The 19,066-nt window shown below is 60.7% G+C and carries 19 protein-coding genes and 2 pseudogenes; 12 read left to right on the plus strand and 9 right to left on the minus strand.

Annotated elements, in window-relative coordinates; genetic code table 11:
- A pseudogene (locus tag ACQKP4_RS13235) lies at positions 1-98 on the plus strand (hypothetical protein); the annotation flags it as partial.
- On the opposite strand, the pseudogene ACQKP4_RS13240 reads toward ACQKP4_RS13235, so the two are convergent.
- Positions 68-334 (minus strand): annotated as a pseudogene (locus tag ACQKP4_RS13240) (c-type cytochrome); the annotation flags it as partial. The pseudogenes ACQKP4_RS13235 and ACQKP4_RS13240 sit on opposite strands and share 31 nt — an antisense overlap.
- A 191-nt stretch (positions 335-525) precedes the next feature.
- Between ACQKP4_RS13240 and yihA the strand changes: the two are divergent.
- Positions 526-1,170, plus strand: coding sequence for a ribosome biogenesis GTP-binding protein YihA/YsxC (gene yihA, locus ACQKP4_RS13245; protein ID WP_427633740.1), 645 nt, complete (start codon positions 526-528; stop codon positions 1,168-1,170).
- A gap of 287 nt (positions 1,171-1,457) precedes the next feature.
- Here yihA and polA read toward each other — a convergent pair whose 3' ends face one another.
- Positions 1,458-4,226, minus strand: a complete 2,769-nt coding sequence (polA, locus tag ACQKP4_RS13250; protein ID WP_427633742.1) for a DNA polymerase I — start codon at positions 4,224-4,226, stop codon at positions 1,458-1,460.
- A 74-nt stretch (positions 4,227-4,300) separates the two neighbouring features.
- Between polA and ACQKP4_RS13255 the strand changes: the two genes are divergently transcribed.
- Entirely contained in the window at positions 4,301-4,591 is a 291-nt protein-coding gene (locus tag ACQKP4_RS13255) for a DUF2782 domain-containing protein (protein WP_427633744.1), read from the plus strand.
- 58 nt (positions 4,592-4,649) lie between these two features.
- The gene (locus tag ACQKP4_RS13260; protein WP_427633746.1) at positions 4,650-5,600 is read left to right on the plus strand and encodes a homoserine kinase; all 951 of its coding nucleotides are present in this window, start codon (positions 4,650-4,652) and stop codon (positions 5,598-5,600) included.
- 258 nt (positions 5,601-5,858) lie between these two features.
- Here ACQKP4_RS13260 and ACQKP4_RS13265 read toward each other — a convergent pair whose 3' ends face one another.
- Positions 5,859-6,779: a zinc ABC transporter substrate-binding protein gene (locus tag ACQKP4_RS13265; RefSeq protein WP_427633748.1), complete on the minus strand. Its 921-nt coding sequence runs from the start codon at positions 6,777-6,779 to the stop codon at positions 5,859-5,861.
- A gap of 66 nt (positions 6,780-6,845) precedes the next feature.
- Between ACQKP4_RS13265 and zur the strand changes: the two genes are divergently transcribed.
- The 4 genes from zur to ACQKP4_RS13285 are packed head-to-tail and all read left to right on the plus strand — an operon-like array spanning position 6,846 to position 9,648.
- A complete protein-coding gene (gene zur, locus ACQKP4_RS13270) occupies positions 6,846-7,328 on the plus strand; it encodes a zinc uptake transcriptional repressor Zur (RefSeq protein WP_427633750.1) in 483 nt (160 codons plus the stop codon).
- On the plus strand, positions 7,328-8,113 hold the full coding sequence (gene znuC, locus ACQKP4_RS13275) for a zinc ABC transporter ATP-binding protein ZnuC (RefSeq protein WP_427633752.1): 786 nt from the start codon (positions 7,328-7,330) through the stop codon (positions 8,111-8,113). Before zur ends, znuC begins: the two co-directional genes overlap by 1 nt.
- Entirely contained in the window at positions 8,106-8,894 is a 789-nt protein-coding gene (znuB, locus tag ACQKP4_RS13280; protein ID WP_427633754.1) for a zinc ABC transporter permease subunit ZnuB, read from the plus strand. The genes znuC and znuB overlap by 8 nt, the downstream gene beginning before the upstream one ends.
- A gap of 37 nt (positions 8,895-8,931) precedes the next feature.
- Positions 8,932-9,648 carry a PA5502 family lipoprotein gene (locus tag ACQKP4_RS13285; protein ID WP_427633756.1) on the plus strand — a complete coding sequence of 239 codons (717 nt, stop codon included), beginning with the start codon at positions 8,932-8,934 and terminating at the stop codon, positions 9,646-9,648.
- Between the two features lie 111 nt (positions 9,649-9,759).
- Here the strand turns inward: ACQKP4_RS13285 and katE are convergent, their stop codons facing one another.
- Positions 9,760-11,949, minus strand: coding sequence for a catalase HPII (gene katE, locus ACQKP4_RS13290; protein WP_427633758.1), 2,190 nt, complete (start codon positions 11,947-11,949; stop codon positions 9,760-9,762).
- Positions 11,950-12,161: 212 nt separating this feature from the next.
- Between katE and ACQKP4_RS13295 the strand changes: the two genes are divergently transcribed.
- From ACQKP4_RS13295 to ACQKP4_RS13305, 3 genes are all read left to right on the plus strand, one after another.
- On the plus strand, positions 12,162-13,169 hold the full coding sequence (locus tag ACQKP4_RS13295; RefSeq protein ID WP_427633760.1) for a methionine ABC transporter ATP-binding protein: 1,008 nt from the start codon (positions 12,162-12,164) through the stop codon (positions 13,167-13,169).
- Positions 13,169-13,843, plus strand: coding sequence for a methionine ABC transporter permease (locus ACQKP4_RS13300; RefSeq protein ID WP_427633762.1), 675 nt, complete (start codon positions 13,169-13,171; stop codon positions 13,841-13,843). The genes ACQKP4_RS13295 and ACQKP4_RS13300 overlap by 1 nt, the downstream gene beginning before the upstream one ends.
- Positions 13,844-13,918: 75 nt before the next feature.
- Positions 13,919-14,692, plus strand: a complete 774-nt coding sequence (locus tag ACQKP4_RS13305) for a MetQ/NlpA family ABC transporter substrate-binding protein (RefSeq protein ID WP_427633764.1) — start codon at positions 13,919-13,921, stop codon at positions 14,690-14,692.
- A 176-nt stretch (positions 14,693-14,868) separates the two neighbouring features.
- On the opposite strand, the gene ACQKP4_RS13310 is transcribed toward ACQKP4_RS13305, so the two are convergent.
- The 5 genes from ACQKP4_RS13310 to ACQKP4_RS13330 are packed head-to-tail and all read right to left on the minus strand — an operon-like array spanning position 14,869 to position 18,792.
- Entirely contained in the window at positions 14,869-15,504 is a 636-nt protein-coding gene (locus ACQKP4_RS13310; RefSeq protein WP_427633766.1) for an SCO family protein, read from the minus strand.
- Complete coding sequence (cyoE, locus tag ACQKP4_RS13315; RefSeq protein WP_427633767.1) at positions 15,501-16,400, minus strand: heme o synthase; 900 nt, start codon at positions 16,398-16,400, stop codon at positions 15,501-15,503. Before cyoE ends, ACQKP4_RS13310 begins: the two co-directional genes overlap by 4 nt.
- Positions 16,388-17,467: a COX15/CtaA family protein gene (locus ACQKP4_RS13320; protein WP_427633769.1), complete on the minus strand. Its 1,080-nt coding sequence runs from the start codon at positions 17,465-17,467 to the stop codon at positions 16,388-16,390. The genes cyoE and ACQKP4_RS13320 overlap by 13 nt, the downstream gene beginning before the upstream one ends.
- Positions 17,468-17,477: 10 nt before the next feature.
- On the minus strand, positions 17,478-18,086 hold the full coding sequence (locus ACQKP4_RS13325; protein ID WP_427633770.1) for a hypothetical protein: 609 nt from the start codon (positions 18,084-18,086) through the stop codon (positions 17,478-17,480).
- Positions 18,052-18,792, minus strand: a complete 741-nt coding sequence (locus tag ACQKP4_RS13330) for an SURF1 family protein (protein WP_427633772.1) — start codon at positions 18,790-18,792, stop codon at positions 18,052-18,054. Before ACQKP4_RS13330 ends, ACQKP4_RS13325 begins: the two co-directional genes overlap by 35 nt.
- A 70-nt stretch (positions 18,793-18,862) precedes the next feature.
- On the opposite strand from ACQKP4_RS13330, the gene ACQKP4_RS13335 reads away from it, so the two are divergent.
- Positions 18,863-19,066, plus strand: a complete 204-nt coding sequence (locus ACQKP4_RS13335; RefSeq protein WP_027926133.1) for a twin transmembrane helix small protein — start codon at positions 18,863-18,865, stop codon at positions 19,064-19,066.

Consider the following 19,066-nt stretch of genomic DNA (forward strand, 5'->3'; position numbering starts at 1 on the left):
CAGTCGATCAGTGCATGAAGGAAATGCGCGAAGTGGTGCGCACCGATGACATGGATGCCGGCCTCGCCGCTTTGCTTCCACGGCTGGAAAAAGCCATGCACAAACCACGCGGCGGCATCGCCTTGAAACCCTGGGTCACGTGTTGCACCAGCGTCTCCATACCTTTCGCCAACCTCGGCGTCCAAGCTTCCTGATCGCCCTTTTGAGGGGCCATGGGGAGTTGGCCGGAATGACAGGCACCACAAACACGGTTGTACACAGCTTCCGGATCCTGTGTAGCCTGAGCGCTGTAAAGCGGTATCAAGACACCGGCAGCTAGCAGCCATTTCGTCATCAAACGACCTATTCAGGGTTGAGAGCGTTCTGCGTTCTGATGCGCAATCAAGGTCAATCGCTCCCGTGAACTTCATCCTACGCTGGGACAAAGCGCACACAAAATCTGCGGCATTATATACTGGCGTCACTGAAACGGAAACGACACCGCTTGCCGCGTCCATTCCCGGCGCCGCCCACATCGGAAATCCCATGCAACTCAAGAACCCCATCCTCGGCCTGTGCCAACAGTCCACCTTCATGCTCAGCGCTGCCAAAGTCGACCAATGCCCCGACGACGAAGGCTTTGAAGTGGCCTTCGCCGGGCGTTCCAACGCCGGTAAATCCAGCGCGTTGAACACCCTGACGCATGCCAGCCTGGCGCGGACCTCGAAAACCCCGGGTCGCACGCAACTCTTGAACTTCTTCAAGCTAGACGATGATCGTCGTCTGGTCGACCTGCCGGGTTACGGTTACGCGAAAGTACCCATTCCGTTGAAGCTGCACTGGCAGCGTCACCTGGAAGCTTATCTGGGTGGTCGCGAGAGTTTGAAGGGGCTGATTCTGATGATGGACATCCGTCATCCAATGACCGACTTCGACCTGTTGATGCTCGATTGGGCGGTCGCCAGCGGCATGCCGATGCATATTTTGCTGACCAAAGCCGACAAGCTGACCTACGGCGCCGCGAAAAACGTCTTGCTCAAGGTTCAGTCGGACATCCGTAAAGGCTGGGGCGATGCGATCAGCATTCAGTTGTTCTCGGCCCCGAAACGCTTGGGCCTGGAAGACGCCTACACTGTACTGGCAGGCTGGATGGAGCTGGCGGACAAAGGCTCGGAACCTGCCGAGCAATAAATCGCGGGCAAAAAAAACCCCGGACTTCTTATGGGGAGGGGGAAGTTCCGGGGTTCAAGTTCCGGACCGCTAGGGCGGGGTCCAGATATCTGCCAACACTTAACACAACATAGGAGCATCGAAGGGCTTCACCAGCCATTCAGTAACTCTGAGTGGCGGTTCACAGGTTTAGTTCCGACGCTTCAAAAAACCATTTGAAATAAGCCGGGTAATTTTCCGAACTAAGCACCCTTCCTGATTTTCTGCCGCGGCACTATGCCGCAGCAGAAAACCTCTGTTCAGACGGCTCAGTGAGCCTCATCCCAGTTATTGCCGACGCCCACTTCAACCAAAAGCGGTACATCGAGCTTCGCGGCGTCGCTCATGTGAACGCGAATTTCATTGCGAACCTGGTCGACCAGATCCTCACGCACCTCAAGCACCAATTCATCGTGTACCTGCAGGATGACCTTGGCGTCCAGGCCCGAGGCCGTCAGCCAGCTGTCCACAGCCACCATGGCTTTCTTGATGATGTCCGCCGCAGTGCCTTGCATCGGGGCGTTGATCGCCGTGCGTTCGGCACCTTTGCGCAGGGCCGGGTTTTTCGCGTTGATTTCCGGCAGATACAGACGACGTCCGAAGATCGTTTCAACGAAACCTTGCTCGGCCGCCTGCGCGCGGGTGCGCTCCATGTATTCCAGCACCCCCGGATAGCGCGCGAAGTAGCGGTCGATGTAAGCCTGTGACTGTTTGCGGTCCACGCCGATCTGCTTGGCCAGGCCAAACGCGCTCATGCCGTAGATCAAACCGAAGTTGATCGCCTTGGCGCTGCGCCGTTGATCCGTAGTGACCTCGCTCAGTTCAACGCCGAAAACTTCGGCAGCGGTGGCTCTGTGCACGTCCAGGTCATTACGGAACGCATGCAGCAAACCTTCATCCTTGGCCAGGTGCGCCATGATCCGCAGTTCGATTTGCGAGTAGTCCGCCGCCAGCAGCTTGTAGCCTTTTGGCGCAACGAACGCCTGACGAATCCGCCGGCCTTCGGCGGTGCGGATCGGAATGTTCTGCAGGTTTGGATCAATGGATGACAAGCGTCCGGTGGCCGCGACGGCCTGCTGGTAGTTGGTATGGATGCGGCCTGTGCGAGTGTTGATCTGCTCGGGCAGGCGGTCGGTGTAAGTGCTCTTGAGTTTGCTCAGCGAGCGGTACTGCATCAGCACCTTGGGCAGCGGGTAATCCTGTTCCGCCAACTCGGCCAACACTGCTTCGGCCGTCGAGGCCTGGCCCTTGGCGGTTTTGCTGAGGACTGGCAAACCGAGCTTTTCGTACAGGATGACGCCCAGTTGCTTCGGCGAGCCAAGGTTGAATTCCTCGCCGGCGATGGCAAATGCCTCACGCTCCAGGGCGACCAGTTTCTCGCCCAGCTCCACGCTTTGAATGCCTAGCAGTTTCGCGTCCACCAGCGCGCCTTGCCGTTCAATCCGGGCCAGGACGGGCATCAGGGGCATTTCAATTTCGTTAAGCACCTTGCCCAGGCTTGGCGTTGCCGCCAGTTTTTCCTGCAAGGCCAGATGCAGGCGGAACGTGACATCGGCATCTTCGGCGGCATACGGGCCGGCCAGCTCAAGGGAGAGCTGATCGAAGGTCAGCTGCTTGACGCCTTTGCCGGCGATTTCCTGAATGTCGGTCTTGCTCTGGCCCAGGTACTTGAGCGCAAGGCTGTCCATGTCGTGCCGGGTGGCGGTCGAATCGAGTACATAGGACTCGAGCATGGTGTCGTAGGCAATGCCCCGAACCGTGATTCCGTTGTTCTGATCGCCGCCGATTGCGCAGTTGGCGAGGATGTTGGTATCGAACTTGGCGTGCTGGCCGACCTTCAGCTTGTTCGGGTTTTCCAGCAACGGCTTCAATGCCAGCAGAACGGTGTCGCGATCCAGCTGTTCCGGCACGCCCATGTAGGAATGGGTCAGCGGAATGTAGGCCGCTTCGTCGGCAGCGACGGAAAACGACAAGCCCACCAGTTGCGCGTGCTGAGCATCGGTGCCGTTGGTTTCGGTGACGAACGCGATCAGCGGCGCCTTGTCGAGTTTGCCCAGCCAGGCTTCGAAACGCTGCATGTCGAGGATGGTTTCGTACTTCGCTTCGACAGCGCCCGGCTGCTCCTGAGCAACCTCGACAATCTCCTGGCCTGAACGCTTGGCGTCGCGCTGGTTCTCGTCGAACCAGCTCTTGAATTCCAGCAGGGTGTAGAGCTCGGCGAGCTTGTCGTGATCCGGCTGGCCCATTTGCAGGTCATCGAGACCGATGTCCAGCGGCACGTCGATCTTGATGGTCGCCAGCTTGTAGGAGAGGAACGCCATCTCCTTGTGCTCTTCGAGTTTGGCCGGCAGGGTTTTTGCGCCGCGAATCGGCAGGGTCGGGACGATGTCGAGCTGCGCGTACAGCTCGGTCAGCCCGCCGTTGACGCCAACCAGCAAGCCCGAAGCAGTCTTTGGACCGATGCCCGGAACGCCGGGAATGTTGTCGGACGAATCGCCCATCAGCGCCAGATAATCGATGATCTGCTCGGGAGCGACGCCGAATTTCTCCTTCACGCCTTCTACGTCCAGCGCGCTACCGGTCATGGTATTGACCAAGGTAATGTGGCCGTCGACCAATTGCGCCATGTCCTTGTCGCCGGTGGAGATGACGACCGGACGATCAGCGGCCGCGCTGCTGCGGGCCAACGTGCCGATCACATCATCGGCCTCGACGCCTTCGACGCACAGCAGCGGGAAGCCCAGCGCGATCACGCTCTGGTGCAGCGGCTCGATCTGCACGCGCATGTCATCGGGCATGCTTGGGCGGTTGGCTTTGTATTCGGCGTACATGTCATCGCGAAACGTCCCACCCTTGGCGTCGAACACCACGGCGAACGGACTGTCCGGGTACTGCTTGCGCAGACTCTTGAGCATGTTCAACACGCCTTTGACCGCGCCGGTCGGCAAACCTCGGGATGTGGTCAGCGGTGGCAGGGCGTGAAAAGCGCGGTACAGGTAAGAAGAACCGTCCACCAGGACGAGGGGGGCTTGGCTCATGAGCAGGATCAACCTTTTCGGCGGGGCCGGCGCTAGAATAGCGGGACCGTTGACGACAAAGGGACAAGGTTATCATGCGCACACTAAATCGCCTGTTGCTGGCTGGCATGTTTGCAATCGCACCATTGGCCGTCATGGCGGCGGACGATGTTTCGAAGTCGGAGCCTGAAGTCACGATTCACACGGAAGGTGACAAAGTCATTCAGGAGTACCGTCAAAACGGTTTCCTGTATGCGATCAAGGTCACTCCGAAAGGCGCACCCCCGTACTTTCTGGTGCGCGCGGACGGTAGCGATGCGAACTTCATCCGCTCGGATCAGCCGGATATGCTGATTCCGTCGTGGAAAATTTTTGAGTGGAAGTAGTTTCTTAATTTCAATTGGCGCCGGCTCAAGCAGCGGCGCCCGTACTGGCAGTTAAAACATGTCTGTGTTCACCCCGCTGGCTCGGCCCGAGCTGGAAACCTTTCTCGCCCCTTACGGGCTCGGCCGCCTGCTTGATTTCCAGGGAATTGCCGCTGGCAGTGAAAACACCAATTTCTTTATCAGCCTGGAGCAGGGCGAGTTCGTCCTGACCCTGGTCGAGCGCGGTCCGGTTCAGGAGATGCCGTTCTTCATCGAGCTGCTCGACGTGCTGCACCAGGCCGACCTGCCGGTGCCTTACGCCCTGCGCACCACCGACGGCGTCGCCCTGCGTGAACTGGCCGGCAAACCGGCGCTGTTGCAACCGCGTCTGGCGGGCAAACACATCAAGGTCGCCAACGCGCAGCACTGCGCTCAGGTCGGCGAACTCCTGGGTCATCTGCATCTGGCGACTCAGGCCAACATGATCAAGCGCAAAACCGATCGTGGTTTGGACTGGATGCTGGAGGAGGGCAAGCAATTGCTCTCGCACCTGGATGCCGAGCAAAGCGATCTGCTGCAACGGGCGCTGGACGAAATCGCCGAGCAGAAGACCAAGATCCTGGCGCTGCCGCGGGCCAATATCCATGCGGACCTGTTCCGCGATAACGCGATGTTCGAAGGCACGCACCTGACTGGCTTGATCGACTTCTACAACGCCTGTTCGGGGCCGATGTTGTACGACGTGGCGATTGCCCTGAATGACTGGTGCTCGGATGACGATGGATTGATCGACGGGCCGCGAGCGCGGGCGTTGCTCGGCGCTTATGCCGCGTTGCGACCGTTCACGGCTGTCGAAGCGGAGCTGTGGCCGACCCTGTTGCGCGTGGCGTGCGTGCGGTTCTGGCTATCGCGGTTGATTGCCGCCGAGTCGTTCGCCGGGCAGGACGTGTTGATTCACGATCCGATGGAGTTTCAGCTGCGGCTGGCGCAACGGCAGAAGGTCAGCACACCGTTGCCTTTCGCTCTTTAAGTTGTGGCCAACAAGCTCCCCTGTGGTGAGGGGGGCTTGCCTGTGGCGAGGGGGCTTGCCCCCGTTGGAGTGCGAAGCACTCCCATGCAATCTGATGGGTTTGACCTAATTTGGGGCCGCTCCGCAGCCCAACGGGGGCAAGCCCCCTCGCCACAAAAGCCCCTTCACCACAAAAGTTCTCTCACCACAGAAGCCCCTTCACCACAAAAGCCTCCTTACCAAAGAAGCTCGCTGGCCACCAACGGGGCTGTGTGTGGGTTACAGCGACTCCAGGCACCCCGCCAAATCATTCCCCAACTTCTCCAGCACCTGCTCATACCCTTGGGCTGTCGCCGGCGTGTATCCGCCCAGCGCATCCAGTTCCGCCAGCTTCACCGGCAAACCTGCCACCAGCGTTTCCGCCAGGCGGGGGCGAAGCGGCGGCTCGCTGAATACGCACGTCTTGCCCACTTCCTGCAACCGCGCGCGCATCGCTGCAACGTGCTGGGCGCCCGGCTGGACTTCGGCCGCTACGCTGAACACGCCGGTGTGCTTGAGCCCGTAAGCATCTTCGAAGTAGTCGAAGGCTTCATGGAACACGAAATAGGGCTTGCCGGCGATACCCGCCAGACGTGCCTTCAGGCGCAGGTCCAGCGCGTCCAGACGGTCATCGAACGCCTTGAGGTTGCTCTGATACCGCGCGGCGTTGGCCGGATCGGCTGCGCTCAAGTCTGCGGCCATTTTGCTGGCGATCACCCGTGCGTTAACTGGCGACAACCACAAATGCGCATCCAGCGTGCCCGGGCGGTGATCGTGATCATGCTCGTCGGCGTCTTCGGCGTGGGAGTGACTGTCTTCGGCGAATCGACGCAGTTTCAGCCCCGGTAGATCCTGCACCGCGACGCTTGGCAGCGTACGACCATTCAGTACGCGAGGCAGGAAACCTTCCATGTCCGGGCCGATCCAGTAAACCAGGTCCACCGATTGCACCTTCCGTACGTCGGAGGGGCGCAGGGCGTAGTTATGCGGTGAAGCGCCGGGTGGCAGCAAGACTTCCGGAACCGCCACGCCATCCTGCACCGCCGCGGCGATCAGTTGCAGCGGCTTGATGCTGGTGAGGACTGTGACCTCGGCGTGAGCCGCACCGATCATCAGGAAACTTGCGAGAAATGCGACACAGATAGAAAAAAGTCGGGACACGGTGACCACTCGAAGAGGCGAGAACGGGTAACATAATAACGTCTCTCACAAAACTCGTCGCCGCTCATGCCTAAAACACCGATTGCCAGCCGTCCCCACGACCATTCTCATTGCGTGCACAGCGCTCTGACGGAGGCCGATGCCTTGTGCGCGCGTCAAGGCCTGCGCCTGACGGCCTTGCGCCGGCGAGTGCTGGAGCTGGTGTGGCAAAGCCACAAACCGCTGGGGGCCTACGACATTCTGGCGGTACTCAGCGAGCAGGACGGCCGCCGCGCTGCGCCGCCCACCGTGTACCGTGCGCTGGATTTCCTGCTGGAAAACGGCCTGGTGCACCGCATCTCCTCGCTGAACGCCTTCGTCGGCTGCAATCACCCGGAGCACGCCCACCAGGGGCAGTTCCTGATTTGCCGCGAATGCCACGCCGCCATTGAACTCGAACAGAAGTCCATCAGCGACGCGATCATCGGCAGCGCCAAGGATGTCGGGTTCATCGTCGAAGGCCAGACCGTTGAAGTGGTCGGGCTCTGTTCAGGTTGCCAGGGGGCTTGATGAGCAACGCGCTGATCCGCCTCGAGCAGGTTGCCGTCACGTTTGCTGGCCAAGTCGTGCTGGATAACATCGAGCTGAGCGTCGAGCCGGGGCAGATTGTGACCCTGATCGGCCCCAATGGCGCCGGCAAAACCACGTTGGTGCGCGCCGTGCTCGGCCTGTTGAAGCCGGACAGCGGCAGCGTGTGGCGCAAGCCCAAGCTGCGCGTCGGGTACATGCCGCAAAAACTTCACGTCGATCCGACCTTGCCGCTCTCGGTGCTGCGCTTTTTGCGTTTGGTGCCCGGTGTAGACCGCACTCGCGCCTTGGCCGCCCTCAAGGAAGTCGGTGCCGAGCACGTCATCGATAGCCCGGTGCAAAGCGTGTCGGGCGGTGAAATGCAGCGCGTGTTGCTGGCCCGGGCGCTGCTGCGTGAACCGGAACTGCTGGTGCTCGACGAACCGGTGCAAGGCGTCGACGTGGCCGGCCAGGCCGAGCTCTACAGCCTGATCACCCGACTGCGCGACCGTCACGGCTGCGGCGTATTGATGGTGTCCCACGATCTGCACCTGGTCATGAGCACCACCGACCAAGTGGTTTGCCTCAATCGTCACGTCTGCTGCTCCGGGCATCCCGAGCAGGTCAGCGGCGACCCGGCGTTCGTCGAATTGTTCGGCAAAAACGCGCAAAGCCTGGCGGTTTATCACCACCACCATGACCACGCCCATGACTTGCATGGCTCGGTGGTCACCGCTCCCTCGGCGGCCCAACCCCACGTTCATGGAGATAGCTGCAAGCATGGCTGATTTTCTGCTTTACGCCCTGCTTGCAGGTCTGGCGCTGGCGCTGGTGGCGGGCCCGTTGGGGTCGTTCGTGGTCTGGCGGCGCATGGCTTATTTCGGCGACACCTTGTCCCACGCGGCGCTACTCGGCGTGGCGCTGGGTTTCTTGCTCGATGTCAGCCCGACCGTTGCGGTCACCGTGGGTTGCCTGCTATTGGCGGTGCTTTTGGTGACTTTGCAGCAGCGCCAGCCGCTGGCCTCTGACACCTTGTTGGGCATTCTTGCGCCGAGCACGCTCTCGCTGGGCCTGGTGGTACTAAGCTTCATGCATGAAGTGCGGATCGACCTGATGGCTTACCTGTTCGGCGACCTGCTGGCGATCAGCCCGACCGATCTGGCCTGGATCCTCGGCGGTAGCGCGGCGGTGCTGGCGTTGCTGGTAGTGTTGTGGCGGCCGTTGCTGGCCATCACCGTGCACGAAGAGCTGGCGACGGTCGAGGGTCTTCCGGTGGCATCGTTACGCCTGACGCTGATGTTGCTAATTGCCGTGGTGATCGCGGTGGCGATGAAAATAGTCGGGGTCTTGCTGATTACGTCGCTGTTGATCATCCCGGCGGCTGCGGCACAACGTCACGCCCGCTCGCCGGAGCAGATGGCGCTGGGCGCGAGCCTGCTGGGCGTGCTCGCGGTGTGTGGCGGGCTGGCGTTGTCCTGGTTCAAAGACACCCCAGCAGGGCCCTCAATTGTTGTGACGGCCGCCGCACTGTTTCTGCTGAGTTTTGTCCTGCCCCGTCGAGGGGTGTAGACTTGCTCGTTTTTTGCGCAAATAGAGAGTCGCAGGAATGAAGCTGTTAGCCTCCCGTTATCTGCTCCTTGTCGCATTTTCGCTGCTACTGGGTGCATGCCAAAGCACGCCCCCGGCGGCCAACGAGCCCGCCGATGCACGGGCCACGGCCATCGCGCAGCTGGAACAAAACCTGGCCAGCAGCGAGCTGGCCACGGCGGAAGATCAACTGGCTGCCTTGCAGGCCCAGTCGCCCAACGATCAATCCCTTGAGCAATACCAGCGGCAACTGGCCGAAGCCTATCTGCGTCGCAGCCAGATCGTGCTGCAAAAAGGTGATGTGAATGCTGCCGCCACGGCCCTGGCCCGCGCTCGGGCATTGATGCCCAAGGCCCCGGCGCTGACCGGAGGGGTGAATAACGCCATCGTCAATGCGCGCAAGGCCGAGCTGGATAAAGCCGAAGCTGCGCTCATGGCTGCCGAGGCCCGGCCAAAGGCCAAAGTGATCGACCCGACTGCCGAAAGCACCACCGTTGCACTGAACCTCAGCGATATGGGCAAACTTCGTCGACAACTGGATGCCATCGCCGCCGATGTGGTGAATTACCAGTGTGACGTGAGCATTCAGGCGCCACGCACTGAAGATTTCCCGTGGTTGACCACGTTGCTGTCCAATCGGGTGAAGAAACTGGATGCGGATTTTGATCTGAAGCTTGAGAAGCAGCTTCTGCGCAATATTCCGGCACAGATGGTTTTGAGTCCGCGTAAACCTTAAAAGCTTCGCGAGCAAGCCCGCTCCCACAGTTGACCGCGTTGTTGAATTGAACGCGGTCTACATATGGGAGCGGGCTTGCTCGCGAAGGCATACTTCCTATCGATACAAAACCTAAGCCGGAATCGCCTTGGCCTTAGGCTCCCTATCCCACACCCGATGCTGCCCGATCGCGGCAAAAAACGGCTTGATCAGCGTCGCATCCTTGCCAACGATCAACCCCGCATCAGCCTCCAGCTTCAACACATCCAGCAACTGCTTCGCCTCGCCATGCAGGGCAATCGCTTTCAAGTGCTTGTACGCCTCAAGCAGGTAATGCAGCGCCACGCCATCGCCGCTCAAGGCCTTGATCGACGCCGCGCCACCCGGCACAAACACCGCGTCAAACGCCACTGAAGGCAAGCCTTCCATCGAAGCGTCCACAGGCAACGACTTGCCGTCGGCGGTTTTCACCGGCGCCGAGGTCGGGCCCAACAACTTGGCGTGCGCGCCCTCGGCCTCCAACGCTTTCTTCATTGCGTCAATCGCCGCACCATCGACGCCGTTCGCGGCAAGAATCGCCACTTTCCGGGTTTTTATGTCGCCTGGCAGCAGGTTGGCCTGGCTCAAGGCCGGCGAGCGGTCCAAAGAGGTTTTCGGCACCTCGACGGTCCCGGCTTTCGGCGCTGGCAGGCCGAGGTTCGCCGCCACGCGCTTGGCCAATTCCAGGTCGATGTTGGCCAGAATCTCATTCACCTGACGCGCGCGGATGAACTCACGTTCTACCTTGCCCAGCTCGAAGCTGTAGGCCGCGATGATGTGTTCCTGCTCGTGCTTGCTCATGCTGTGGAAAAACAGCCGCGCCTGGGAGAAATGATCGCCGAACGACTCGCTGCGTTGACGGATCTTGTTGGCGTCAATGCGTTCCGGGTAGGTCTCGAAACCGCCATCCTTCGCGGCGGGCGGTGTTTCTTTCGGCCAGCCACCATCGATGGAATTCGGCTCGTAGGACGCGCGCCCCTTGTCGATGGTGCTGCGGTGCTGCGCATCGCGTTGACCGTTGTGAAACGGTGCTACCGGACGGTTGATCGGGATCTCGTGAAAATTCGGCCCACCGAGTCGGCTGATCTGCGTATCGGTATAGGAAAACAGTCGGCCTTGCAGCAATGGATCGTTGGAGAAGTCGATCCCCGGCACGATGTGGCCAGGGCAGAACGCGACCTGCTCGGTTTCAGCGAAGAAGTTGTCCGGGTTGCGGTTGAGCACCATTTTGCCCAGCGGCGTGATCGGTACGATTTCTTCCGGGATCAGCTTGGTCGGGTCAAGGATGTCGAAATCGAAGGTGTGTTCGTTTTCTTCTTCGATGATCTGCACGCCCAATTCCCATTCCGGGTAGTCGCCCATCTCGATCGATTCCCAGAGGTCGCGCCGGTGGAAGTCGGTGTCCTTGCCGGCAAGCTTTTGCGCCTCGTCCCACACCAGCGAGCAGGTGCCGGCGGTAGGGCGCCAGTGGAATTTGACGAAGCGCGATTTACCCTCGGCATTCACCAGGCGGAAGGTGTGCACGCCAAAACCCTGCATGCTGCGCAGGCTCTTCGGGATCGCGCGGTCGGACATGGTCCAGATCACCATGTGCGCCGATTCCGGCACCAGCGAGACAAAGTCCCAGAAGGTGTCGTGCGCCGAGCCGCCGGTAGGAATCTCGTTGTGCGGCTCGGGTTTTACCGCGTGCACAAAGTCAGGGAACTTGATCGCGTCCTGAATGAAGAACACCGGCATGTTGTTGCCGACCAGATCGAAGTTGCCTTCGTCGGTGAAAAACTTCACGGCGAAACCGCGGACGTCGCGCACGGTATCGCCCGACCCGCGTGGGCCCTGCACCGTGGAAAAGCGCGTGAACACCGGGGTTTTCTTGCCCGGATCCTGCAGGAAACCAGCTTTGGTCAAAGCGGAGTGGTTTTCGTAAGCCTGGAAGTAACCATGAGCGCCGGTCCCGCGCGCGTGGACGATGCGCTCCGGAATGCGTTCATGGTCAAAGTGCGTGATTTTCTCACGCATGATGAAGTCTTCAAGCAACGAAGGCCCGCGAGCGCCGACCTTCAACGTGTTCTGATTGTCCGAAACCTTCACGCCCTGATTGGTGCGCAGCGCCTGTTCGGTGGCGTCGGAGCGAAACTTTTCCAGGCTGTCGAGCTTGGCGTTGGTGTTGCCGCGGTCCAGGGTGTCGGTCCCGGCCATTGCGCTTTTCGGAGCGGCAGGCTTCTTGATACTCATCGGTCTAAACTCCTCGTTGCGATTCCCGCCGTAGCCAGGATTCTTATGCATTCCCCAGGCACGGCACCGGGGGCGTTGTCGAGTTGCCTTATTAGTGACTGATGGGGTTTTTAGCCGTTCCTTTTTTATGACCTTTGATCGCGTTATTGCCAAATCGAAGGTTGAATGCGGAATAAATGCTAATAACCTCTATACGGACAGGCTAAAATGCGCGCCCGGCTAACCGCTGATCCCTTTCTAACGCGCCCCACAAGGTTCGCTACGTGATCGAGTTCCAAAACGTCCACAAAACCTACCGCGTCGCCGGTAAGGATATTCCCGCCCTGCACCCGACCAATCTTTCGATTGAGAATGGCCAGGTCTACGGTCTTATCGGCCATTCCGGTGCGGGAAAAAGTACCCTGTTGCGTCTGATCAATCGCCTGGAAGAGTCCAGCGGCGGCAAGATCTTTGTCGACGGCGAAGAAGTCACCGCGCTCGACGCCAACAGCCTGCGGCGCTTCCGTCAGCAGGTCGGGATGATTTTCCAGCACTTCAACTTGCTGGCATCCAAGACCGTGGCTGACAACGTTGCGCTGCCGCTGACCCTCGCCGGCGAGCTGTCGCGCAGCGACATTGACCAGCGTGTGGCCGAGTTGCTGGCGCGAGTAGGTTTGTCCGACCACGCCAAAAAGTACCCGGCGCAGTTATCCGGTGGCCAGAAGCAGCGCGTCGGCATCGCCCGCGCCTTGGCGACCAAGCCGAAAATCCTGCTGTGCGATGAAGCCACCAGCGCCCTGGACCCACAGACCACGGCGTCGGTCCTGCAATTGCTGGCCGAGATCAATCGCGAGCTGAAGCTGACCATCGTCCTGATCACCCACGAGATGGACGTGATCCGCCGCGTTTGCGACCAGGTGGCCGTGATGGACGCCGGCGTCATCGTCGAGCAAGGCTCGGTGGCCGAGGTGTTCCTGCACCCGAAACACCCGACCACCAAGCGTTTTGTGCAGGAAAGCGAGCAGATCGACGAAAGCGAACAGCGCGACGACTTCGCTCACGTGCCGGGGCGCATCGTGCGTCTGACTTTCCAGGGCGAAGCGACCTACGCACCGCTACTGGGAACCGTCGCTCGGGAAACGGGCGTGGACTACAGCATCCTGGCCGGTCGTATCGACCGCATCAAAGATATCCCCTACGGGCAATTGACCCTGGCTGTCACCGGCGGCGACATGGAGGCGGCGTTTGCCCGCTTCACCGCGGCTGACGTCCACATGGAGGTGCTGCGCTGATGGAAGCTCTGACAAGTTTCTTCGTCAATATCGACTGGTTCGAAATCTGGCTGGCGACCGGCGACACCTTGATGATGCTTGGCGGTTCGCTGCTGTTCACGGTGCTGCTGGGCCTGCCACTGGGCGTGCTGCTGTTTCTGTGCAGCCCGCGGCAGTTGCTGGAAGCCAAAGGCGTCTACGCGATGTTGTCGCTGATAGTGAATATCCTGCGTTCGCTGCCGTTCATCATTCTGCTGATTGTGATGATTCCGTTCACCGTGTTGATTACCGGCACGTCGCTGGGCGTCGCCGGGGCGATTCCACCGCTGGTGGTGGGCGCCACGCCGTTCTTCGCTCGACTCGTGGAAACGGCATTGCGTGAAGTGGATCGCGGCATCATCGAAGCGACCCAGGCCATGGGCGCCACCACGCGGCAAATCATTACCAACGCCTTGCTGCCGGAAGCCCGTCCAGGCATCTTCGCAGCGATTACGGTGACCGCCATTACACTGGTGTCCTACACGGCGATGGCCGGTGTGGTCGGCGCCGGTGGCTTGGGCGACCTGGCGATCCGCTTCGGTTACCAGCGTTTCCAGACCGACGTGATGGTGGTGACCGTGGTGTTGCTGCTGGTGTTGGTTCAAGTGCTGCAGACCGTTGGCGATAAGCTGGTCGTACATTTTTCGCGTAAATAAGCTTTTGAAATTAACAGCATGAGCCGGCCATTCGCTGGCAGGCGCCACGAATGGCGCCCAGAAGGAGTTCGCTAAATGAAAAAACTACTCGTCGCGTTCGCAGCCATTGCAGCGTTCTCTGCCCAGGCGGCTGAAACCCTGACCGTCGCAGCCACGCCGGTTCCGCACGCTGAAATCCTCGAATTCGTGAAGCCGACCTTGGCCAAAGAAGGCGTGGACCTGAAGGTCAAGGTCTTTACCGACTACATCCAGCCAAACGTGCAAGTGGCCGAAAAACATCTGGACGCCAACTTCTTTCAGCACCAGCCGTACCTGGATGAGTTCAACAAGGCCAAGGGCACTGACCTTGTCGCCGTCGCCCGTGTGCACCTTGAACCGTTGGGCGCTTACTCGAGCAAGTACAAGACCCTGGCCGAGCTGCCGGGCGGCGCAAAAGTGGTGATCCCGAACGATGCCACCAATGGTGGCCGCGCCCTGTTGCTGCTGCAGAAAGCGGGCCTGATCAGGCTGAAGGAACCGAACAACATCCTGTCGACCGTCAAGGACATCACCGAGAACTCCAAGGATCTGAACTTCCGCGAACTGGAAGCCGCGACCATCCCGCGTGTGCTGACCCAGGTTGACCTGGCGCTGATCAACACCAACTACGCGCTGGAAGCCAAGCTCGATCCGTCCAAGGATGCGCTGGTCATCGAAGGCAGCGATTCGCCATACGTGAACATCCTCGTTGCCCGCCCGGACGACAAGGACAGCGACGCGATGAAGAAACTGGTCGCCGCGCTGCACACCCCGGAAGTGAAAGCGTTCATTCTCGAGAAGTACAAAGGCGCGGTAGTGCCGGCGTTCTGATTGACTGAAAGCAATGGAAAGGGGACGCCAAATGCGTCCCCTTTTTTGTGCCTGAAACACGGACCCTGTGGGAGCGGGCTTGCTCGCGAAGGCGGTGGGTCAGCTGACATGGATGCTGAATGACACACCGTATTCGCGAGCAAGCCCGCTCCCACAGGGGGGTTGTGTAGCCTCGACTATTTGCGGTTTAGCATCACCGGCAACTGCGCCACCAGCTTCGCGTTGTTCAACGGTGCGCGAATAAATCCGCGCTGCGTGCCGTCCGGCCCGATCACCGCGAGGTTGCCGCTGTGATCCACCGTGTAATTGGGCTTGCTGGTGTCCGCCGGAATGAACGGGATGCTCACCGCGTTGGCCAGTTTCTGAATGTCTTCCACCGACGCGGCGGTCAGCCCCTGAAACTGCGGGTCGAAGTAACCCAGATACTGCTTCAGTTGTTTCGGCGTGTCGCGATTCGGGTCAACGCTGACCAGGATGATCTGCAACTTAGCCGCCGCTTCCGGCGGCAGTTCGCTCTTGATCTGGCGCAGTTGGGCGAGGGTGGTCGGGCAGATGTCCGGGCAGAAGGTGTAGCCGAAAAACAGCAGGCTCCACTTGTCTTTCAGCTCGTTGACCGTCACCGGTTTGCCGTCCTGATCGGTCATCGTCACGTCCGGCAGGTTGCGGCTCTGCGGCAGCAGGATGATCCCGGCGTCGATCAGTGCCGTCGGGTCGCCCTGGCCTTTGCCGGACAGCACTTTATTGATGGTCAGGCCCAGAACCAGCGCGATCAGGGCGACGAGGATGAAGACGGTTTTCTGAGTTCGAGTCATAGGTTCAACAGTAAGTAGTGGTCTACGAGCAGGGCGATAAACAGCAGGAACAAGTAGTAAATAGAGTACTTGAAGGTGTTGATCGCCGCGTGCGGCCGAACGCCACGGTACAGCACCACGGCCCATTGCAGAAACCTCGCGCCCAGGCCCAGCGCGCAGAACAGGTACAGCAGGCCGCTCATGTGAATCACGTACGGCATCAGGCTGACCGCCAGCAGCACGAAGGTATAAAGCAGGATATGGATTTTGGTGTAGTGCTCGCCGTGGGTCACCGGCAGCATCGGGATGTCGGCCTTGGCGTATTCCTCTTTGCGGTGAATGGCCAGCGCCCAGAAGTGCGGCGGCGTCCAGGCGAAGATGATCAGCACCAGCAACAACGGTTCGGCGCCGATATGCCCGGTCGCGGCGGTCCAGCCCAGCAGCGGCGGGGCGGCTCCGGCCAGACCACCAATGACGATGTTCTGTGGCGTCGCGCGCTTGAGGAATCCGGTGTAGACCACCGCGTAACCGAGCAGCGAGGCCAGCGTCAGCCACGCCGTCAGCGGGTTGGTGAAGGCCAGCAGCAACGCTTGACCGAGCACCGCCAGCACCAAGGCAAACGTCAGCGCAGCCGTCGGTGAAACCCGGCCTTCGGCCAAGGGCCGTTTGTGCGTGCGGGCCATGACCGCATCGATACGTCGGTCCACCACATGATTGACCGCCGCCGCCCCCCCGGCGCACAGGGCAATGCCCAGATTGCCGAACACCAGCACCGTCCACGGCACTCCGGCGCGGGTCGCGAGAAACATGCCGACCAGCGAGGTGATGAGCATCAGCACCACCACTTTCGGCTTGGTCAGCTCCAGGTAGTCACGCCAGATCGCTTGGCTGTGACGTGCGCCGATCAGAGTCGCCATGGCATCTCTCCTTTTATTGTTATGGGCCCGGCTGAGTGTTTGCGCGGGCTGAACCGCCAGCGCGCGGGGGATTGTTGTTTGACCCGAACCAGGCTGGTTCGCGCGTGATAATTGACCAGCACCAACGTCAACAACAGCGCCGCGCCGCCAGCGTTGTGCGCAACGGCTACCGGCAGCGGCAAGTGGAACAACACGTTGCTGATGCCCAAGGTGATTTGGGCGGCGAGGGCGATCAGCACCAGCCCCGCGAGGCGTGTCATGCCCACCACTTTCAGTTGCCAGGCGAGGCCGAGCAGCACCAGCGTGACCATCAATGCGCCGATGCGGTGAGTCAGGTGAATCGCGGTGCGGGCATCGCTGTCCAGTTGCCCGCCGAGGTAGTTGGGGCCGATGTGTTGGGTCAGGTGAAAACCGTTGGCGAAGTCCGCTGGCGGCAGCCATTGCCCGTGGCAGGTCGGGAAGTCGATGCAGGCCACGGCCGCGTAGTTGGAGCTAACCCAGCCACCGAGGGCGATTTGCACGATCACCAGCAGCAACCCCGCCGTCGCCCAGTACTGCAAACGTTTCGGAACGGTCAGCGCGGGCAAGACGCCGGACAGGCGCAACGTCAGCAGAAACAGCAGACTCAAGGTCGCGAATCCGCCGAGCAAATGCCCGGTGACCACTTGCGGCCAGAGCTTGAGCGTCACCGTCCACATGCCGAACGCCGCTTGGGCGAACACCACCGCCAGCAGAAATAACGGCAACTTCACCGGTTGTCCCGGATGACGACGATGCACCCAGGCGCGGCCGGCCAGCACCGAAATCAGCAGCCCGAGCGTGCCGGCGAAGTAGCGGTGGATCATCTCGTTCCAGCCTTTGTGCGCCACTACCGGTGTGTCAGGAAAATGCAGCTCGGCATGGGCCAGTTGGGCTTCGCTTTTCGGCACGCTGATAAAGCCATAGCAGCCCGGCCAGTCCGGGCAGCCGAGGCCGGCGTGGGTCAGGCGGGTGTAGGCGCCGAGCAACACCACAATCAGTGCCAGCAGGGTGGCAAACAGCGCGAGGCGAAATCCAGGTTTGGCCATGACGATGCCCTTATCCGATGTTCGACAGTTTCAACAGTTGGCGCAGGTCGTTGAGCAGATCCTTGCCCTTGACCGTCGGGTCGTAGCGCAGCACCAGATTGCCGTGGGGGTCGATGATCCACAGTTGCGGCGCGCTCTTGTCGCCCGCCCCGGCTGCTTTGTTGAAAGCGCTGAAGGTGGTCAGGTCCATCGGGTAGCGCTGCAGTTGCGGGTATTCGCGGGTCAGCTTGGCCTCATAGTCGGCAGTCAGCGGTTGCGCGGCGGCCAGTGCATGGCTGGCGCGGGATGCATCGCGGCCGAGGCCGATCTGGATCTGGCGCGCCAGGTACACCAGTTGTTGGCAATCCACCGCGCAATCCTTGGGCGCCGTTACCAGCATCTGCCAGCGATCCTCTTGCGCCTGCACGCCGATGTCGGCGCGGGTCTGGCCGTTGCCGATCAGCTCGCCGTGATAACTGCGGCCCTCCGGCACCCAGAAATTCAGTTTGTACATGCCGGTGGCGAGGATCATCGGGCCGACGACCCCGAGCACGATCAGCAATAACTGCAAGCGGCCCTTGCGCCGACTTGCCGGCGTGTTCGCCTCAGACATGCTGGGTGGATTCATGGCCGCTCCCATGGTGTTTCTCCTTTGCGTTGTGCAACCCGAGGTAGATAAAAAGGCCTAGCAGGGCGATCGCCATGGCGAACCACTGCACGGCGTAAGCGATGTGTTTTTCCGGCCCCATGGCCACCACCGGCCAATCGGCCTGATAGGACGACGGGCCGGTTTCTTCACGTAATTCGTAGGCAAAACCCTCGCGATCCAGCGAGGTCCAGAGCTTCGCCGGTTCGACCGCCGTCACCAGTTTTGGCCAGGTGGTGGTGGTTGGGTCCGCGTGTAATTGAAAGGTCGCGCCGGGTGGCACATACACCCAGGCATCAAGGCTCAAGGTCTCGGTCGGCGTTGTGAATTGCGCTGGCGTGCGGCGCTCCGGCCAGGGTAGCCAGCCGCGATTGACCAGCAACCAAAGCCCGGTCGCCTGATCGTGGAAGGGTTGCAGCAACTCGACGCCGACCTTGCCGTCACGCTGGCGGTTGTCCAGCAACACGCTGTGCTGCGCGTCGAACTGGCCGTGCAGGCGAACGCGGCGGAAGGCCGGGTCTTCGGTGTGCAGCAGCTCGGCGCTGGCCATCGGCTCGGCGGCGCGGCGCTCGGCATAGGTCTGCAGCAGCGCTGTCTTTTCCGCGCCCCGACTCAATTGCCAGAACCCGAGCGACACCAGAATGGGCAGCAGCACCGCGACCACCAGGGTCGGCACGATGCCTGGCACAAAGCGCTTCATGGCGTCGCCAGAAAGTCGGTCATCGCGATAGCTATACTCAAGTGCATCGCCTTTCCCCCGGAGCCTCACCATGCTCAAAGCAGCCATCGTCCTGATGCTGATTGCCACGGTTGTCAGCCTGTTCAGCGGCCTGTTTTTTCTGGTCAAGGACGACAGCAGCTCGAACCGCCTCGTCATTGCCTTGAGTGTCCGTGTTGCACTGGCCGCCACCACCGTCGGCTTGATCGCCTGGGGTTTCTACAGCGGCCAGTTGGTCTCGACTGCGCCTTGGTAA

This window comes from Pseudomonas sp. NPDC086278, from assembly GCF_050280905.1.
Lineage (GTDB): Bacteria > Pseudomonadota > Gammaproteobacteria > Pseudomonadales > Pseudomonadaceae > Aquipseudomonas.

Bases quoted from the DNA above. Each gene is read 5' to 3' on its own strand.
- ACQKP4_RS13330 (WP_427633772.1), bottom strand. From the start codon at position 18,792: ATGAAGCGCTTTGTGCCAGGCATCGTGCCGACCCTGGTGGTCGCGGTG.
- polA (WP_427633742.1), bottom strand. From the start codon at position 4,226: ATGAGCCAAGCCCCCCTCGTCCTGGTGGACGGTTCTTCTTACCTGTAC.
- ACQKP4_RS13320 (WP_427633769.1), bottom strand. From the start codon at position 17,467: ATGGCCAAACCTGGATTTCGCCTCGCGCTGTTTGCCACCCTGCTGGCA.
- katE (WP_427633758.1), bottom strand. From the start codon at position 11,949: ATGCATAAGAATCCTGGCTACGGCGGGAATCGCAACGAGGAGTTTAGA.
- ACQKP4_RS13310 (WP_427633766.1), bottom strand. From the start codon at position 15,504: ATGACTCGAACTCAGAAAACCGTCTTCATCCTCGTCGCCCTGATCGCG.
- ACQKP4_RS13285 (WP_427633756.1), top strand. From the start codon at position 8,932: ATGAAGCTGTTAGCCTCCCGTTATCTGCTCCTTGTCGCATTTTCGCTG.
- ACQKP4_RS13300 (WP_427633762.1), top strand. From the start codon at position 13,169: ATGGAAGCTCTGACAAGTTTCTTCGTCAATATCGACTGGTTCGAAATC.
- ACQKP4_RS13335 (WP_027926133.1), top strand. From the start codon at position 18,863: ATGCTCAAAGCAGCCATCGTCCTGATGCTGATTGCCACGGTTGTCAGC.
- ACQKP4_RS13260 (WP_427633746.1), top strand. From the start codon at position 4,650: ATGTCTGTGTTCACCCCGCTGGCTCGGCCCGAGCTGGAAACCTTTCTC.
- zur (WP_427633750.1), top strand. From the start codon at position 6,846: ATGCCTAAAACACCGATTGCCAGCCGTCCCCACGACCATTCTCATTGC.
- znuB (WP_427633754.1), top strand. From the start codon at position 8,106: ATGGCTGATTTTCTGCTTTACGCCCTGCTTGCAGGTCTGGCGCTGGCG.
- ACQKP4_RS13255 (WP_427633744.1), top strand. From the start codon at position 4,301: ATGCGCACACTAAATCGCCTGTTGCTGGCTGGCATGTTTGCAATCGCA.
- ACQKP4_RS13325 (WP_427633770.1), bottom strand. From the start codon at position 18,086: ATGGGAGCGGCCATGAATCCACCCAGCATGTCTGAGGCGAACACGCCG.
- cyoE (WP_427633767.1), bottom strand. From the start codon at position 16,400: ATGGCGACTCTGATCGGCGCACGTCACAGCCAAGCGATCTGGCGTGAC.
- yihA (WP_427633740.1), top strand. From the start codon at position 526: ATGCAACTCAAGAACCCCATCCTCGGCCTGTGCCAACAGTCCACCTTC.
- znuC (WP_427633752.1), top strand. From the start codon at position 7,328: ATGAGCAACGCGCTGATCCGCCTCGAGCAGGTTGCCGTCACGTTTGCT.
- ACQKP4_RS13305 (WP_427633764.1), top strand. From the start codon at position 13,919: ATGAAAAAACTACTCGTCGCGTTCGCAGCCATTGCAGCGTTCTCTGCC.